We start from the raw sequence: 18,198 nt of genomic DNA on the forward strand, positions 1-18,198 counted from the left end.
AATTAAATCAGCAGCACGAGATTTAGTGCGATTAAAGACAAGTAATTCATAACCAGCATTTAAAATATGACCGGCCATGCTTTGTCCCATAACACCTGTACCAATAAATCCTATAACTGAACTTTTAGCGTTACACATAACTTACATCATCTCCTATTTTGGTTTTTAATCATTTTGGAAAAATAAAAAAGCATTCGATTGTTACAATCAAATACTTTTTGCCCAGGCGTACGACTATATAAACTGTACGCTCCCTCGTGGTACTCCACGTTTCGCCAGTTGCGCACAGAAGATATTAAGTTTGAATAATTGTAAAATAAAGTTAAATAGTTGTCAAATTTTTCTTTAAAAATAGAATTATCTCTTTTAATCGTTAATACCTATTTATTATTTTTTCTTGTTTAGGAATTGCGCCCGATTGTGGAAGATCCTTGCTTAAACATCATTAAAGATAGCACTTGTTACTGACGGATTCGGATCAGAGGGAGAAAACTAAAAAATCATACCGATATACAATCAATTAGCAATACTAATTACAAGTTATTTAGCATTAAATATGAATAATAAAAAGGCGTGCTCAAGCCAACGCTTTTTTACTTACAGGTTATTCTCTTTTCGAGTACAACTGGACCTGATTTGTTTGTTGCGTTATTAAATAAACGAACTTTAATATAGGTTGGTCTGTATCCAGGGGAAATTTCGTCTTCTTTACCTACCCAAATTGTTTCTTCGTGTTCTGTATTTGGGCTAAGATTGAAAATCCAACTTATCTCTTTCGGTATATACGCCAATACTTCATAACTATCATAATTTCCGAAGGAAGAAGGTTTAGACAAATGTAAGGCGTGAACACTAAGACTTGTCCGATTACCACGAAACTTGCTTTTATAATTATAAATCAGTGCTACCCCTCTGGCGTTTTGGGTGACAACTTGTGCTGGATTAAGTATCTCTGTACAAGGGAAGGTAATTCCAGTTCGTTCCTTTCCAAAGGTTATGGAAGGAAGGGCAGTTAAAACAATAATTACGCAAATGATAATCTTTTTCATACTTTAAAACCCCTTAATCTTGTTAAATATATCCTTCCTTCTAATAATTAAATTTATTTACTAAAGATAAAAGCTTAAATTTATCAGAGATTAATTACACCTTGTCACTTTAGGAATTATTTCCCTGCCATTTTAAGAGCTATTTTTCTCTATAAACAAATATAAAAAGCCCAATTTCTCAACATTAAGAAAATTGGGCTTTTATCATTACTCCAGAATAGCGCCCGATCGTAATATAAGGTTAGCCAGATTTTTCTGGTTGACCTTTTTTTATAAGAGGTTCCGTTTTGGGAGGGAAAAATCACTTTTCTCCCTAAAAAAGAAAAGTAAATAGCAACTGAAATAACATATAAAACAGCATAAAAAATCGGGTACAGACTAAACTGGATATTTCTGCATTTTTTTCTCCTTTTTGATTAACTCAAAATTATTGATAGATGCTCCACTCTGTTTTATCGGAAGTTGACTGTTTTCTTTTTTCCGGTGTTTCATTGTTTCTAAACCTAGAATATTGTCCTCTATTTCTTTTTTCATCATATTAACTATTACAATTATGAAGAAAAAGCCTAAAACCGGAGTGAATACAGTCCATGGAGCAAGGAGGAAATCCTTGAAACCCTGCCCAATTAAACCTGCCCACTCATAGGATAAGGTCGCAGGAGTCGGTGGCCCCTGAGGATCATCCCAGCCAAATATTCCAGCTCTGTTTAGTCCTCCAAGGAATAACCCAAAAATCCCTAAATGCATGATGATTTGCATCGTGCTTATCAGCTGTTGTACTATAAATAACACACTATAAGAACGAAAATATGGTAACAATTGTCTCCGAGCGACATGAAGTTTACTTGCTCCCATAAGAAATGAACTTTGAACAAATGACGTTTTTAATAGCTCATCTGTTATATCTACAGTCATCAAGGTAGCACCAGGAATTCCCAGAAAAACAAGAATAATAATCTGACAAGTAACAAGAGCAGCGATGGGAACATCATTAATCCTGCCTACTATTGGAGTCATTAAGGTAATCGCAATAAAGATGGACGGTATGTAACGGAAAATAAGAAAAAAATCTTTAAAATAGCTTTTTAAAAATGGCGCCCATAAAGCCATAAACAGCCCAATAACTCCTCCAAAAATAACCCTTAGAAGCGCTACACTAAAAGCTGTAATTAAGGTGAATTTGGCCCCATATAGTAGAAGCAAGAACATATCTTCTCCATTTCGGCTGGTTCCGAACAAATGTGATAATGAAGGTGGGAATGGAGGTCTGCTAATGATATTTCCATATTTATCCTCCAAAAAAATTATATGATTAAAATCCGCCGGACCGTATAGGGGATATATGCAGCTCGCCAGTAAAATAAATACCAGTATAGTTGAACCAATTATTGTTTTTTTATATCTTCTCATAAACTGACAGTCTCCTTTCTGTTTAGTCTCTTAATAAGCAGCCAACATCCAGCCTCGACTACTACAAATGGAATAGCCATCATAAACAAACAAATCACTAGAGATGGAAAGTCAATTATCCTTTGTATTACTTTTGTAAATCCATTTAAATTAAACATATATTCGATTAGATAAATATTAGCTAATATTAGCCAAATAATTGTCCGCATTTGTAAGAGCAAAAGAGGAAAGATATTGCGAAAAATATGCACCAGTAAAATTCTAATCATGCTTATTCCTTTTGCCTTTAAATACAGCACATATAGCTGATTATGTTCCTCTGCCATAACTTTAATTAGAAACTGTGCTAATAAAAATACAGGCAAAAAGGAAACTGTTACAACAGGAATAAAGTAAGGCTTTGCCCCAAATATTCCATACAATTGAAAAATTCTTAAACCTGTATTTTTATAAAGTGCAATAACAAAAATTTGAAATAAAAAAATTACTAGTAAATCTGGAACTCCTTCAATAAAATTAATTCCGTATTTTAAGTAAGTTTGCACTTTGCCACTTGAAAGCATCACAAAAACAGCTATCAGCATTGCTAGAAACAAAACAACTAAGAGACTAGCAGCTAAAATGGTCATGGTATATTGATAACTTTCTACAATAGGCAATTCTTTCAAAGGCACCAAATAATTTGGATCCTTCAGCTGAACAAATGCAAATAATTCTTTCATAACCAACCTACCAAACACTTGAAAACTTATTTTAATCTTGTCATTTTCTATACCAAATAAATGAGGAAGATTAAAAGTATATAAAAATCCAGATATTATCAACACAAGTCTAATAACAAGCCTAAATATCGTTTTCATGTGTTCCCCCCTAAATAATTACTTTTTTATTATTACATATTTTAAAAAAAATCCCACATAACGGAAGATCAACTTTGCTAATTCAAGCCTAAAAGACAATATATAATTGATAAAACTGATTCGTATATAGCAAAAATCCCCACCTTCAAATGCAGATGAAAGCAGGGTGTTTTTTATTCAAGCGCTATTTTGCACAATAAATTAATATAAAAAGCGCAATTTCTAATAAAAATTAAGAAGTTGGACGTTTATCATTACTTCAGAATAGCGCCCGTTCGTTTAATAAGGATTTTCAACCATTAGTTATCTAATTTAATGACAAATTCAAGACCTGTTGGTTTTGTTTTTAATGGCGTTTTATATTCTTTAAAAACTAAATTTAGAGTTGAATTTTCTTCGGGTAAAGGTGGTGAGACAATAAAAGTATATGATGTATGCCCACCAGAACCACCCCCTCCTTCGTGTCGACAGTCATAGTCAGTTCCAACTCCCTCTATGGAAATGTCAAAAAAAGTGAATTCTCGTCTTCGGTGGAAATCTCCATCCAATTCATCGAATGAATCTCTATCAGTGGTAAGATGAATGACACTCGCATTTTCAAATTGGCTAATAAACGTTACCGAATAAAACGAATTATCTTTTTCAAATGATTTTAAGATTGGTATGTTTTTAATAAATCCTTTTGGCTCTACAACAGGTTTATAAATCTCTTCGTTAAAAAAATGTCCAAATACACCATTTAAAAATTCTTTATATAAATTATATTTTTCAGACCAAGCAGTTATTAATTGCCGAGGTGGAAAGCCGGGATTATTATTCGAAATGTCTTTCCGTTGTTTGATTAAATGACATATTTGTTCATCTATGGCTTTAATACGTTCATCATAGTGTTTAGTTGGTGGTTCGAATGGCATTCGTTTCATATTTCCCGCCTCCAAGGTTAAAGTAATACATTTCATTTTAACACAAATTGGTAAAAGGAGCTTCTTGTTGCACTAAACTGCCACGTTAATTTAAGTTCACCCCTTCACTATCCCATTATATTTTCACATAAATATCCAGTTACCTTTAAGGTAAGTTCTTCAATTAAATGGCCCGATTGCTGAATATCGTTTATTGTATTTTTGCTACACTCTTATTGTTGAAAAGCCCTCTTTCAACAAAAACCTACCCTTAAATCCACTCTTTTCCATGTTCACGAATGAATTTAATATCTTTTTGATAATGTTCAAGATGCCCTTCAACTATCATTTTTTGAAAAGCAATTTCACCTTCACTGGCTTTTCTTGTAATTGTTTTACATAACCCTTCTAATCGTAGCAATACCATTTCCAAATAATCGGTTTCAATTCCTTCACCGTAAGATTCAAAAAACAATTTAACTCTTTGTTTTATATGGTTAGCATGCTGTAATGAATTATAATAAACTTTCTCACCTGTTTCGGAAAGATAAAATCTACTTAAGGGGATGCAAGTATAAAGAGTATAAGCTATGTCCCAAAGTCTTGGACCAGGTCCAGCAACATCAAAATCAATAATACCTATTGGTCTTTCATAATTAAAAATAATGTTGTATATTGCAAAATCATTATGGCATAATACCTCAAATTGTTTGGGGGTGTTATCTATCGATTCCCCGCTATCGTCAAATGAAAAATCACTCACAGAATCATGATAAAGACGGAGTATTTTCCCTATTTCTATTAAGACATCATCAGACCACATGTATTCTTTTAAAGGATAATTTCCAGCTTCTCCTTCAATAAATGATAATATCTCTCTTCCTTTTTCATCAATACCTAAAAATTTTGGTGCATAATTGAAACCTTTGTTCTCTAAATGCTTTAATAGCTTATGAATTTTAGGACTATCTAGATTTAATTCTCGTCGTACAGTATCTTCCGAACGATACACATTAGAGACATTTCCTCCTGTTAGCATTTCTTCGTTTTCATGGTTTGACATCAAAATATTCCTCCCGAATATGACTTTCTATAAACCAGAATACAACAACTCCTGTTTTCAACTTACCTCTTTAATGGATTGACTTTAAATTCAAGATGTACCGTCTAATTTCCTTTCTTACCCCAGAATATGGCCCTTATCCAGTGTTCTCGATCAAAAGATTTATAGAATGCAACTTTTATCTTTGTGCACAATGGTTCACAACAAAAAAGGGCTCTAAAACTAGAACCCATTTTGTTTTATCTTCTAAATCCACCTTCTGAATGAATAATCTGACCTGTAATCCAATCTGCCTCATCACTCACTAGAAATTTTATGGCTTTTGCAACATCCTTCGGTAAACCTATTCTACCGAAAGGAAACATTGGTTTTAATTCATTTTTGATGCTCTCTGTCATCCACCCTGTATCAGTTGGTCCTGGATTTATTGCATTTACCGTTATTCCCAAAGGGGCAAGCTCAGCTGATAGCGTAATAGTCAAAGCATCAATTGCCCCCTTTGTTGTTGCATATGCTAATTCGCCAGGCATTGGTCCTCGAAATTGACCAGAAGTAATATTGACTATTCTTCCACCTGATTTCTTATCAAACCTTTGAGCAAATTTACTACTTAATAGTGTTGTTGCACGAACATTTACCATGTAATGTTTATCTAATTCTTCGGCAGTTAAATTAGAAAAATCGTTGTTAGTTGAGTATGCTGCGTTATTAATTAAGATATCAGGACAACCAAGTTGTTCAATTACTCTATTTAAAAGCTGATCTGGTGCTTCAAAATGGGTTAAATCCAACTCCATACATGATACCTTAACACCTTTTCGTTTTAATGCTTCCATTAATTTCATTGGCTCATCTAAATCAATGCTCCAAGGCATTTTTTTATCATATTCAGTCCAATATGTAAAAAATATATGATATCCAGTTTCAGCTAACTCCTTACAAATAGCTGCTCCTATACCTTTAAGACGGCTTACACCCGTAATAATTGCAATTTTTCTTTTAATTGGTTCATAAATACCCCTCCAAATGAAGGACGCATAAATAAGGTCAACAGGAGATATGATTATTCCCATCAAAAAAAGACAGACACACAAAAAGGCATCCATCCTCTAACAAGGGTTTTTGAGCCAAAATGCAGTCCTTGAATGATTAAAGATAGTCAAATAAACCCTCTTAAATGAGAGCAAAAACTAGTCTATCCACTTTCTAATCATTACAAGCTCTTCCACATCTCGAATCTTATCCCCTTTCAATATCTCCACTTTTATTATTTTAACAAAATAGGTGAAATTTAACAAAAAATAATTTTAAAAAGCTTATCTATCTCAATCCCCTTGTTCGACTAACCAATTCATTAAGAAGAGCTCATTTCAAATCTAGAAATTCGCCCTTAATGGAATAACAATATATGGGTTTAGTCCAAAAATGGAATATAGCTTGTGGAACTATCGCACCCGTTAGATGAAAATGGATTATCTTTTTATTTTGCATAGGAAAACTTTTAAGGGGAAATTGCTTTCTTCTTCTAGCCATTCATCTTCTTCACTAATCTCTTCAACCGGAAAGCCATTGTGATAAGGAAAACTTAGAAATTCTTCAATGATTGGTTCGAGTTTATCAGTGGTTTCAATTTCACAACTGAACGGTAGCTTAGAATCATAATTCGATACCATATTAAATCTTAATTGTGCAGCTTGCCAATCGAACCATACATAAAAAAGCATACTCTTATTAGAGATTTTAATTTGTTTACGTCTGTTGGAAATAACCTCTCAAAAAAAATCTATAAAATCCTTAACACTCAACTGAGTACTTAATTCATTACTAATAGAAATTGACCAAGTGTTGTTTACTTTTTCTTGGTCTATGTCATCTTCACTATCTCCAATAATCAAAGGGTCAACTACAATTTCTTCAAGGTCTTGGAAGAATTCATTTTTATCCATATTGTCTTCTTATCAAAATAGCTTTTATTAACTCTATTTTACCATTTCTTATTGAAGTAACCTCCTTCTTTAATTTAAGCGAAAGTTTTCACAAACTCTTCAGCATATCAATTTTCTTAAAACGTTTTATTCAGCAATTTTGGGCCGATTGTGGAGGTCTGCTCTTATGTAAATAAATGGAGGTTGTAATCATTTCCTATTCAATTTCCAAAAATTAATCTTAACACTTATAAATAAAAAAATATCGCTGGGCAGCAGCGATACGATTAATAATTATTTGATAATGATTAAAGATTGGCAATTACAGTGATCGCAATGGCATTAATTAAACCAATAACGGCTAACACCATGGCTGCCTTATCAATTTTTTTTATGGTTTCTTCTTTGAAAAAACTTAACATTGCAATCACCCCTTGATTTATTTGAAAATATTATATAACAAAAACTACACTTTTTGCAAGTGTTTTATTCAATTTTATTTTCAGGTTCAAAATCTGATAAGGGTTGCTCCAGGAGCAATTTGATGGAAGGATTCTTTGTTTCTTTAAGTATTTTCACCTTTTCTTCTTCCATTTTATCTTTAAAGTCTTGGTATTCTATTAGCGCCTTATTTTTAAGGTCATGGATCAGTGATTTTTGTTTCTCTAACGCTGCTCTATCAGCTTTCAGTTTTTCTAGTTCCTCTTTCTTAACAATAAGATTAGTTTTTACTTCCTCAGCTGTTATAGCAATTTCACGAATTGTGATTTTGGTTTCGTGCCCATCAAGTGGTGCTTTCCTTTTACCAAATAATTTTGCTAAGAAACCACCACTATTTTCATTCGCTCGATTGACGTGACTATATATATCGCCTTGAGATTTTGCCACATCCCCAAAGGCTTGATTAACTCCCTCAACTACATCAGACACATTCTTCTTTAAAGCTTGAAGTTCTTTTTGTTCCTCTTTGGCCATATGTAGAATGGATTCATGCAATTCAATTAATTGATTTATATGATCCATTTCTTTTTCCCAGTTGGAAACATCAACAACTGCTTTTTGATATGCTTGTCTTCGAATATCATATTCACGGACCATTTGAGTATACAGAAACATAGAAAACATTTGATTTTCCAAACTATCAAGTTGATCATGTACGGCTGATGGCGAGATAACTGTGTTAGTCCCTTTTCTAACCGGGGGTTTTGGAGCTTCTTCTTTTACGGTTTCAGGCATGACACCCACTAAGCTAGCAATATCAACTGGTCTCTTGCCGAGCTGATCTTGAAGTACGAAAATCAAATATAATCTGTAGATTCCTTTATAATCTAGCCTATATAACTTCCCTGCTTGGGTTATTTGTACATATTCTTCTAAACCGTTACGTTGTATGATATTACGAATTTGATAATCCTTCTTTTCTAACCGTTCAGCAGCTTCAGCTATGGTGTATTGATTTTTACGATTTAGTTCTGATAATAATTTCTCTGGAATCAATTCTTCCTGTAATCCTTCTTCTTCTATTACTTGGTATAAAGGATCTTCGTTAAAGATATATCTTATTTCCTCTGCAATTGACATTTCTTCAATATTCTTTTTTTCCGCATTACTAACCGTATATCCAACAGCATCCAAAATAGTATTATCCTGGTCACTCATATGATTCACCTACTTTCGGCAAGTTTCTATTATCTATTATTGGCTAGAAAACTTGCGAATTCAAGAGTTTTCTCTTTGTAATTGAGTTTATCAAAAGAATTATTGCTTATTTATAATGATTTAAACCTATAAATCGGAATTAATAAAACCGATATTTATAATGATTACGCTCTATAGTTATAAATTGTAATTGATAACATCGATATTTATAGTGATTTCGATTTATCATTATCAAAACCGATTGATACTGAATGGTAAATAGTGTATTTATAATGATTATGATTTTTATTTGTTTATACTTATAAAAAGGTATTTGTAATGATTGATTTATTGGATATTTATAGTGATTGTGATTTGTACTAATTTATCTTTATAGAAATAGATTGTTAGTTATAAATAATCGAGTTATTTATAATGATTGAGAGATGATTTGAAAAAAAGATTATAAAATTTTATTCGTATTGATTTATAATCGAGTTATCTATAATGATAATGAATAAGTTTATTGATAGTTGAGGATATTTATAGAACGAGTAGCTTTTTTTGATCCGTCTGGATTGTAATTATTTATAGGTAGTGCAAGTGATTGATATTAGTGGCTATAATCACTATCAATCAGTAAATTGATTGGTAATTTGCAATCATATGACTGATTCAAAGTGATTTTTATAGTTATTAAAAAATACAATAGATAAATTTATTATCAGTGAACCCCAAGAATAGTAATGGTAGTTAAGGCTATGCCAACAAAGGTATGGATCAGTATTAAATGCAGGGTAAAGAGTGGCGTTTATTATTAGTTTTGACAGATTTATAATTTTTTATTCTAAATGATTCATAATGATAAGGAGAGGAATGAGTGGATAAGTACGCGGTTTTCGGATTAGCTGGTTGTCCAACTTCCTAGGAAAATACAATTTAAGGAGTTGTGTAATTATGAAAAACATTCATGATTTTTTAAAATCCTTTGCAGAAGTAAATTCTCAAAAATATGTTGAAAATGAATACGTATTTGTTAGGCTAACGGATTCCTCAAAAGAATGGCATCAAGAAGCATTAGACGTTTTTGAGAAATACAAAGCAGAACACTACAAATACTTTGTTAAACTAAATAACTGGAAAAATGAACTTTTATCAGAGTGTGAGAACTATTGGATTGGAAAAATACCAATTGATTTTGATTTAAAAGCATTAGTTCCTAAGGAATTTTTGATTGAAGCAATAATGGAAGAACTAAAAGAAGAACCACAAGAAGTTATTAAGGCAAAAGACGACTTTGGTTATGAATTTAACAGAGTTGTTAGTTCGGAAGACTATTTTTTCGAAACTACTAAAGGGGTGTATTGGTTATCTTTCAGTGTTTATGATTAATATTTAGTTCTAAACAATATGATGCGAATATTTTCTTTTATACTTTGTTATATTTTTCACATACTAACCCTGGCTTAATATCTTAAGGGAAAATCAGGATTTATAGAAAGATATAAAATAGAAAACAGGGTGATTTAAAGTGATTGCAAATTTTAGCGATATTAATCATGATTAATCAGAGATATGAAGGTTGCAACAGTATGGATCTAGTTGGCGGAACAGGAGAAAAATAATACTTGTTTATAATAAAATTAAATAAGGGACAAACGTTCCTCAGGGGCCCCCAACTATTTTGGTGGAAAGAAGTGGTCAACAGAAAAATAAACAGGATAGGCGATCTCAATACCAATCCTGTTTATTGTTGCTTCCTATTCTAATCCGTCAAAATCCAATGAATCAATATCGATGTCAAAGTTATCATCTTTTTTCTCATTCTCAACTTTTTCATCTTCACCGAGATCAATACCTAAATCACTTAAATCTAAGTCCATATCAAATTCATCATCTTCTGTTGTTGCAGCAATTGAGGAGATAGCTGAATTTTTATATACGAATTTCCGTTGTCTTTCCATAAATTCGTTATATTCTTCAACTAAACCTTTAGCTAATCGGTTAGGAAGTGCTTCTGTTTTGAATACAGTGTACACAATGCCTTTTCTGTTATTATTTTCGACCAAGTAACCATTAAACACCGTTCCATTAATAGGTAATTCTTCTGTAACGGATTTCTTTGATATATCCATGAAAGAACTTGGTATTTTTTTATCTGGAGAAAGGACCGCTAACAATCCAACGTGATGCACTTTAGATGCGATATAACTGCCATCATCTTGCTTTTCCATCAATTCAACTGGCTGATGTAGATTACTTCCTTTGATAGACTCCATGAACATTTCTTGCAAATCAAATTCGTTGCTAATTGCTTTGATATCTCTGGTTATTTTGTTCATTACTAAGCAGCCGGTATGTTCCAAAATTAATCGTTTGAAATCTTGACTATCAAAAGTTACAGATGTGCCACCACCAGTTGTAGCGGTATTCATTTCGTGAATTATATCTTTAATTTGTAGGTTAGCATAATCACGGTAGTTGTCTACTTTAAGCCCTTGACGTTCATTAGTTGGCAACTTTTCGAAGTCATCAGCAAACTGTTGATTATCAGCGAATATAACAAATGCGATTCCTTTTGATTTGTCCTTTGCCAGTTTCCAGATGCGTTGAGTAAAATCATTAACTTGTCTCAATACGTCTGGTCCATCATCTCTAACGGGCAGCGTAACAATGATACCGATTTTAACGGTTCTCTCTGCTGCGTTTTTTACAGCTTGTGCCATGTATTTTTTAAGATTTGCTTTGAAATCCGCTGGATCACTGGATTTTTGTAATTTTACTAATTCTTCTCGGATTATGGGCTTGTTATGGAAGTCGTTGAATTCTTCAATTGCCTTAATGATGGTTGAAGTTCCAGTACCTCCACCTAAACCTGCTAAAAACAATACGAGTTCGTCATTCGGTCTGACACGATCTGTTATAAATTGTTTTAACTTTTCTTTTACTTCTTCGTTTTCCTCAATAACTCTCATGGCTTTCTCAGGGTTTTTTCCCAAACCACCAAGATTAAGTGATACTCGATTACTCGTTGAAATATAACGTAATCCCTGTAAATCGCCATCATTACTATTTAGTGCAAGACAGTTATAGCAAGGAGTACCGTCTGTTTTTTTTATTGAGGCAAAAGCGTCAGCCATTCGTGTTCCTGCCTGGCCGAAGCCAACCATTGTCATATTGATTGCAGGGGGATTATTTGTAAATAGCATTCAATATCTCTCCTTATAAATTATTGTTTATTTTGATTTATCCTGATTGCTCTATTTTTAACGATTTCCTCTACGATCTGCCACCCACGGATTGTTAAAAACAAGAATTTATAGGGTTTAACATGTTTGTAGAATAGAAGTGACATATCTAACAATTTATCAACTTGTCTTTCTGCTGTTTTTCTGTGAATATTGGTTTTGATTTCATGAAACGTGTAGGAACGACCTTTTTCTACTTTGGTTAACCTGTCGACCATTACATTTTCAACAATGTCATTAATGGTGACACCCCTGAGATTCAAATCTTCTCCTCTTTGTCCTCTTTCAGTCCTTCCGATAAATATGCATACTTTTTTGGCGACTTCATCTGCTTCAATGATATCAGCAAACATTTGAACGAGTTCAGGAGGGAATTTAGTATCTATGTATTTTTGATGTAATTCATCAATCACATGTATACCTCCTTTTTTTCACATTTACTACATATTACCTTATATTAGAGTCTGATACAAGACTCTGATACAAGAGTCTATGCAAGAGAGTTAACTCATTTTAATTTTCGAAAAATCGGTTGAGACGTTGGTGTTACTGTGTTTTTATTATGGTATCTATATATAGAGTCTAAGCTGTTGGTGATACTGGTTATCTAAAAAAATACTTGAAAATATCATTCGTTTTCTTTGTGGATTTTTCTCTTAGGTGAATAAAAAGGGGATTCAGCAGATGATTATTAGTAAAAAACTCGGAAAATATGAATATTAAATTGTTAGAGTCTATATATAGACTCTATATATGATTGCTTTATTATCAATGGTTCTCTCTTTAAATGTAAGATTCGAATTATTATAGACTCTATATATAGACTCTTTATATAGAGTCTTTATTCGAAAGGGGGACTTGCTTTGAAGTAGCGGCTATTTAGCATTATAAACGGAACGAATATAAAGAGCTAAAGAAGCAATTAACACACTTATTTGGTTAATAATCTATATTTTTCTGTACGTTAAATTATGATTATGGTCTAAAATGCGGGCAGATCCCGGTTACTGCCCCATCAATTTATAACAAAACTCCATAAACGGAGGATAAAAGGGGATGGCGAGGGAAGGGAATTTATAAATATTTATTTATCCTTAGTACCTCTCTCTTCTCTTTAAATCTTAAAAAATATGATTATCCCAGTGCCAGAATTCCAGAATTCCAGAATTCCACTTTTTTAGTGAAAGGGAGGGGGAGGTGTCGGCTGTCAAAACAACGGTTATGTAAAATTTTGCATCCGAAAAGAGGGGGGGAACTGGCTATATTTATTTGGGGTTAAGTGATTAAAAGTCTCAAATTTTTATTCATTTTAATTACCGAATGAAAACATTCATTTTTAAGATGAAGACTCCAAAGTTGCACACCCAAGGTTGCATTGCCAAAGTTGCAGCCAATACTATGCAACTTTGGGTGTGCAACTGGAGTTGCATATCTAAAGCCTGATTTTCCAAGGGATTAAGGGGCGAAAAGAACCTGAAGTATTATACATTTTCCAAGTCCTTTTTAACATAATTTCACCAGCAATTTCCTTGTCAAAAACCAGCTCTTTTTCACCCACATTTTTAAGGTTTTTTTCTGATCTCTCCCCATGTAATATCACGCCCTAATTCTGTATAATCAATGAATAACTATACAAAAATTCGCTATTTAGTTTGTCCAAGAACCATGCTATAATGTTTGATAAAATCTTATATTTGTATTGGGAAAAACCCACATCTATTTAGGGATTAAATTTCACTATCCCTTTCTTAGGTGTGGGTTTTTTTTCTTTAAATAAAGGGGAGATGAAAATGAACGATGTCTATATTGGAGAAAACAGCAGGCGAATATCCTTAAAAGATTATGAGTTGGAACTCCTCTATAGGGTTTATAAAAACCGATTGCTCACTACCAATCAATTGTATCGGTGGATAGGCGCAGAAAACGTGATACGTTATGACAGTTTTTCCCGTAGGTTAAATAAATTCACGCAAAACTCCTTATTGGTACGGCATGAGTATTCGTTGGGTCAAAAGGGATTTCGCTATCACTACTTCAGTATAGGGACGAAGGGAATTGAGGTTCTTTTATCAAGTGGTTATTTATCGTCTGACACCAAATTATATAACCACTTTAAGGTAGCAGGAGCCAAACGATTAGACCACTATCTTTCTACTCAAGAGGTTGTGATCTCAACTATGCTACGTATACGAAATGAAGGGATAGAGGGGATAGAGGATTTTTCGCCGTATGACTATTTATATATGGATGAAACGGCTGCTTCGCAAGATAAAAAGTTTGTTGTACCTGATTGGATTATTAAAAGTGATGACAAATTTATAAATATTGAGTTGGATACTGGAACTGAAAGTCTTGAGATGATTAGGGACAAATTGAAGGGGTATATCCGGTTAGCACAATCGCGTAAAACGGAAACTCATATTGTTCTTATGGCGGTAATCGATGATTTCTTTCCCACACGATTCGCCTATCCAGAACGACAAAGGCGAATCGGGAACATGAAACAAGCCTTAGTTTGTACACCTGATATCCAATGTCCTAATTTGCAAGTGTTTATTGTTTCGCTGTCCAATGCAACCGAACTAGCATATCGGATTATTCGGAATCAAATTCCTTTTGATCTTGAGAGTAAATCCATGGATGTACAGGTAGCTGTAACATTGTTAGGTGAATACAATGAGGTGTTTGAATATAAATTTTCGGAATTAAAACCGGATATTTTCTATAATCCATCCATTCCGAAACATTACTATGCTGACGGTATTTATAAATTATCGAACCACGCTGGCACCTTTTCAGAAACGGTCATGTTCCTCGTAATGGATGAAGGATATGTTCAGGCTTTAGACCGTTTGGACTTTTTATACAAATCGGCTTTCCAATTTAATTCATTCAATGAACAAATTGACCGTATGATCGTTTTGTATGACAGTCTGACATCACTTCAGTCTGACATTTTCGGAGCTGAATATCCGAAGGTTCTCTTTATTGATGGTCAGACACTAACTTCTACTGTCAGACAGGAACCAAATTTTTTCAAACAAATATCACCATATCGAATGGAGATCACTACTTATGATAAAAGCCGTTAATTGGAAGGCGAGACTGCCGTTTTTAATTGGGACTGCGCTTTTTCTAGATTCGTTCTATCAATTGTGTAGAGCCTTGGTCAATTTGATATTTTTGTTTAACGCTCAAACAACAGGGGAGATCAAGACCTTCTTCTTATTTGGAGACCCCATTCACCCAGGGTTTATCGGATTTGGAGTAGTCGTTCTTTTCTTCATCTGCACCTGGCTATTATCGACAAGGGTAAGTTATTATAAGGGGCTTAAATGGAGATTATTTCAGTTTTTAGTAATGGTTTTCGGGATTATGTTTCAATATTCATGGTTAATCACTGCAGCTGTTTATAATAAGCTCGTTCCATATTTCGCAATGCGGGCTAAGATGATCAATATTCAGGATAAAACGATGCAATATATATTGCTTCATAACACCGACCAGTTTTTATTGCTTCTCATGTCGTTGCCCCTTGTAGCAATGGGTATCGTCATTTTTCATCTTGGGGGATTGATTACAAAAAACCAAGAGGATTTAATTGAGGCTTTTGCACACTTCGAAATAAAAGGGAAATGGATACAAGGATTTACGAAGATCGAGAAAACAGATATATGGCCAGATGTGGAATTAGGAGAGAGTTCAGAAACAGGGGAAATGGTTACAATCCCTGGGCGAGATCGAACCTTGAACTCTATTATTATAGGGAGTATCGGAACAGGGAAAACCGCAGCTCTGGGACTCCCTATGATCAATCAAGATTTGCATTGGATGACAAGATTTATTAATGATTATCCAACCATTTCAAAACTGCCGAACTATCATTCGGAAGAAGTCAAAGGAATGTACCTAAATGGTATCAGTATTATCGAGCCTTCCAACGATTTGTGTCAGAAAGCGCTCCAGCTAGTAAAGGCACATAATATACCAGAGAAGAGTATCACGTACATTAACCCGTTAGACCCGAATACGCCATCGATCAATCCGATGAAAGGGCCTGTTGATAAAGTTGCGGAAGCTTTTGCGCTTGTAATCGAAGGGCTGAATGAGAGTGGAGAAACCAATGAATTCTTCCAGCAATCACAGAGAACCCATTTAAAGCATTATATTTATCTTTTAAAACTACATGAGCCTGATCAAGAAGTAACCTTTGATATGCTCTTAGATATGTACAACAATTCGCAGATCGTACGAAAAATGCATGAGAACCTAAAAAAGACTTTCCCGGAAGATTACGAGAATATTGCGGATCGGGATGAACGTAACCATTGGCAGATTGTGAAACAGATTGATGAGTGGTTTGACAACAACCTTGTTCCTAAAACCATGCGTACGCCACAAGGGGAAATACCTGTCATGATTCAAACGGGACCTTATCGCGGACAAGTGGAGTATTATGATGCCAAAGCAGAATTCGTTCAGGGTTTACGAAATGTTCTGAATGATATTGGTGCAAATAAATTGATTCGTAGGGTACTCTTTGGAAAGAGTGATTTTGACTTTGACGTCCACCTAGAGCAAGGCGGCGTGTTACTTGTGAATACGAGTAAAGGTGAAATCTCAGGATTGTCCAACGTTTTAGGTAAGATCGTATTACTGAGCTTACAAAATGCTGTTTTCCGTCGTCCGCCTAACGTCTCAACGTTCCATCATATCATTGCCGACGAAGCGCCAGATTATCTTTATCAGCCTTTTAGGGAATTCCCTGCGCAATCCCGTAAGTATAAGGTGATTGTCACGATTATTCTACAAACCATTACACAGTTAGCTGACAGATATGGTGAGTATTATATGGATACACTGATTGGTACTTTAAGAAACCGTATGGTCTACGGGGATTTACCTGCATTCGATAGTGAATACTTCAGTAAAATCTTTGGTGAAAAGTATGTTTATGAAGAAAGCACATCAGAACAATCGGTTTCTCCTATGTCAGATAACCCAATGTCCCGCGGTGGTTCTTCGTTCAGTAAGAAAAAGGATGTTATGATGACAGCTGGGGACGTGATATATCAAGATGCCTTCCAGTGTAGTGTTAAAATCGTTGCTAATAACAAGCCAATGCCTGTCCAACAAATTAAAGCTAATTTTGTTCCTAAAGAGGAATTTAAAAAAGCAAAGGTTTTGGTTATTGATGATGCAGCGGAAATCTGGTTAGAAGAACGTCAGCTATTCCTAGAAGATAAGCCGAAAGAGGATATGGTGTCTGAGGGGATAGAGGTGGAAGAAAATAAGGATAAGGTGATCTTTACAGAAGTACCTAAACCATCGTCTCCGAAGTATGAGGGGTTAGATGAAAAGCAAGTAGAAGAAACGGTGTCGCTAAAGCATGTGGATTTACCGAAAAATGACATTGTCTTTTCCCCGCCAAAACCATCTAGGCTGCGTACACATAAACCAGTAGCAGTAGAGAAAATGGCAGAAACGGAAGAGCCAAAAGGCAATGCAGTAAATCTAGAGAAAGTTCCTCCAATCGAAAGTGACACAAAAATGAAAGAGAAGCTAGCGCCCGTTGAAATAGAGGTACAGGCTCCGTCACCTGTAGAAAAAGAGGAACAGCCACTAGTGGAGGGAAATAATCAACCAACTGATAGCGTGCTACCTAAAGAAGAGAAGAAACCAGAGTTAGAAGATTGGCAATCTCAATTAAAGACACCAATCATTCCAACGCAGACGGAGGAAATAAAAGAACCGAAAAAAGGAAAGACTCCTGAAAGAAGTGCGATTGGCCCTAAAAGTCTGGAGTTAATTGATGAATTCGTTACATTTTTAAATGATGAAAAATAATGAACCCTATGCTAAATAGTTCTTGAATGAAAGCTAAGAATAAGATAATATTTATATATATTTATCTGGACGAATACATTCCATACAATCAAATAGATAAGAATGGGAGAACCCCACAGCTAGGTTTTAGAGGTTTATTTGTTTAAACCCCTAGAATCTGTTGTGGGGTTTTTTTGTTGCAATGGAAAGTACGGATAAATATAAAACAAACAGAAGAGCGTTTATTTAACTAAAATCAGATTTTAGGAGGATATAA

15 protein-coding genes and 1 riboswitch are annotated in these 18,198 nt (G+C 34.1%); of the genes, 3 read left to right on the forward strand and 12 right to left on the reverse strand.

Going from position 1 to position 18,198, the window contains the following annotated elements:
* The 10 genes from HPT25_RS26135 to HPT25_RS26175 form a co-directional block, all read right to left on the reverse strand.
* On the reverse strand, positions 1-138 hold a 138-nt coding region (locus HPT25_RS26135; RefSeq protein ID WP_173071506.1), incomplete at its 3' end, for an NAD(P)-binding domain-containing protein.
* A gap of 75 nt (positions 139-213) precedes the next feature.
* Positions 214-293, reverse strand: a riboswitch (ZMP/ZTP riboswitch).
* Between the two features lie 300 nt (positions 294-593).
* Positions 594-1,049, reverse strand: coding sequence for a YoqH family protein (locus tag HPT25_RS26140; RefSeq protein WP_173071508.1), 456 nt, complete (start codon positions 1,047-1,049; stop codon positions 594-596).
* Positions 1,050-1,427: 378 nt separating this feature from the next.
* Positions 1,428-2,459, reverse strand: coding sequence for an ABC transporter permease (locus tag HPT25_RS26145; RefSeq protein ID WP_173071510.1), 1,032 nt, complete (start codon positions 2,457-2,459; stop codon positions 1,428-1,430).
* Positions 2,456-3,319: an ABC transporter permease subunit gene (locus HPT25_RS26150; RefSeq protein WP_173071512.1), complete on the reverse strand. Its 864-nt coding sequence runs from the start codon at positions 3,317-3,319 to the stop codon at positions 2,456-2,458. Before HPT25_RS26150 ends, HPT25_RS26145 begins: the two co-directional genes overlap by 4 nt.
* Positions 3,320-3,618: 299 nt before the next feature.
* Positions 3,619-4,242, reverse strand: coding sequence for a hypothetical protein (locus HPT25_RS26155; RefSeq protein ID WP_173071514.1), 624 nt, complete (start codon positions 4,240-4,242; stop codon positions 3,619-3,621).
* A 250-nt stretch (positions 4,243-4,492) separates the two neighbouring features.
* Positions 4,493-5,284 (reverse strand): phosphotransferase, encoded by a 792-nt coding sequence (locus tag HPT25_RS26160; protein ID WP_173071516.1) that lies wholly within the window; start codon positions 5,282-5,284, stop codon positions 4,493-4,495.
* 239 nt (positions 5,285-5,523) lie between these two features.
* Entirely contained in the window at positions 5,524-6,357 is an 834-nt protein-coding gene (locus tag HPT25_RS26165) for an SDR family oxidoreductase (RefSeq protein ID WP_173072049.1), read from the reverse strand.
* A 399-nt stretch (positions 6,358-6,756) separates the two neighbouring features.
* Positions 6,757-7,008, reverse strand: coding sequence for a hypothetical protein (locus HPT25_RS28885; RefSeq protein ID WP_246277399.1), 252 nt, complete (start codon positions 7,006-7,008; stop codon positions 6,757-6,759).
* Positions 7,009-7,056: 48 nt separating this feature from the next.
* A complete protein-coding gene (locus HPT25_RS28890; RefSeq protein WP_246277400.1) occupies positions 7,057-7,230 on the reverse strand; it encodes a hypothetical protein in 174 nt (57 codons plus the stop codon).
* A gap of 465 nt (positions 7,231-7,695) precedes the next feature.
* Positions 7,696-8,868 (reverse strand): hypothetical protein, encoded by a 1,173-nt coding sequence (locus HPT25_RS26175; protein ID WP_173071517.1) that lies wholly within the window; start codon positions 8,866-8,868, stop codon positions 7,696-7,698.
* A gap of 936 nt (positions 8,869-9,804) precedes the next feature.
* Between HPT25_RS26175 and HPT25_RS26180 the strand changes: the two genes are divergently transcribed.
* Positions 9,805-10,239 carry a hypothetical protein gene (locus HPT25_RS26180; protein ID WP_173071520.1) on the forward strand — a complete coding sequence of 145 codons (435 nt, stop codon included), beginning with the start codon at positions 9,805-9,807 and terminating at the stop codon, positions 10,237-10,239.
* A gap of 368 nt (positions 10,240-10,607) precedes the next feature.
* On the opposite strand, the gene HPT25_RS26185 is transcribed toward HPT25_RS26180, so the two are convergent.
* Both HPT25_RS26185 and HPT25_RS26190 read right to left on the reverse strand, forming a co-directional pair.
* Positions 10,608-12,056, reverse strand: coding sequence for an FtsZ/tubulin family protein (locus tag HPT25_RS26185; protein WP_173071522.1), 1,449 nt, complete (start codon positions 12,054-12,056; stop codon positions 10,608-10,610).
* 20 nt (positions 12,057-12,076) lie between these two features.
* The gene (locus tag HPT25_RS26190) at positions 12,077-12,508 is read right to left on the reverse strand and encodes a hypothetical protein (protein ID WP_173071524.1); all 432 of its coding nucleotides are present in this window, start codon (positions 12,506-12,508) and stop codon (positions 12,077-12,079) included.
* Between the two features lie 1,377 nt (positions 12,509-13,885).
* Here HPT25_RS26190 and HPT25_RS26195 point away from each other — a divergent pair.
* Both HPT25_RS26195 and HPT25_RS26200 read left to right on the forward strand, forming a co-directional pair.
* Positions 13,886-15,187 (forward strand): replication-relaxation family protein, encoded by a 1,302-nt coding sequence (locus HPT25_RS26195; protein WP_173071526.1) that lies wholly within the window; start codon positions 13,886-13,888, stop codon positions 15,185-15,187.
* Positions 15,171-17,942 (forward strand): type IV secretory system conjugative DNA transfer family protein, encoded by a 2,772-nt coding sequence (locus HPT25_RS26200; protein WP_173071528.1) that lies wholly within the window; start codon positions 15,171-15,173, stop codon positions 17,940-17,942. The genes HPT25_RS26195 and HPT25_RS26200 overlap by 17 nt, the downstream gene beginning before the upstream one ends.
* Positions 17,943-18,198 lie beyond the last annotated feature (256 nt).

The organism is Neobacillus endophyticus (assembly GCF_013248975.1).
Classification (GTDB): domain Bacteria; phylum Bacillota; class Bacilli; order Bacillales; family Cytobacillaceae; genus Neobacillus; species Neobacillus endophyticus.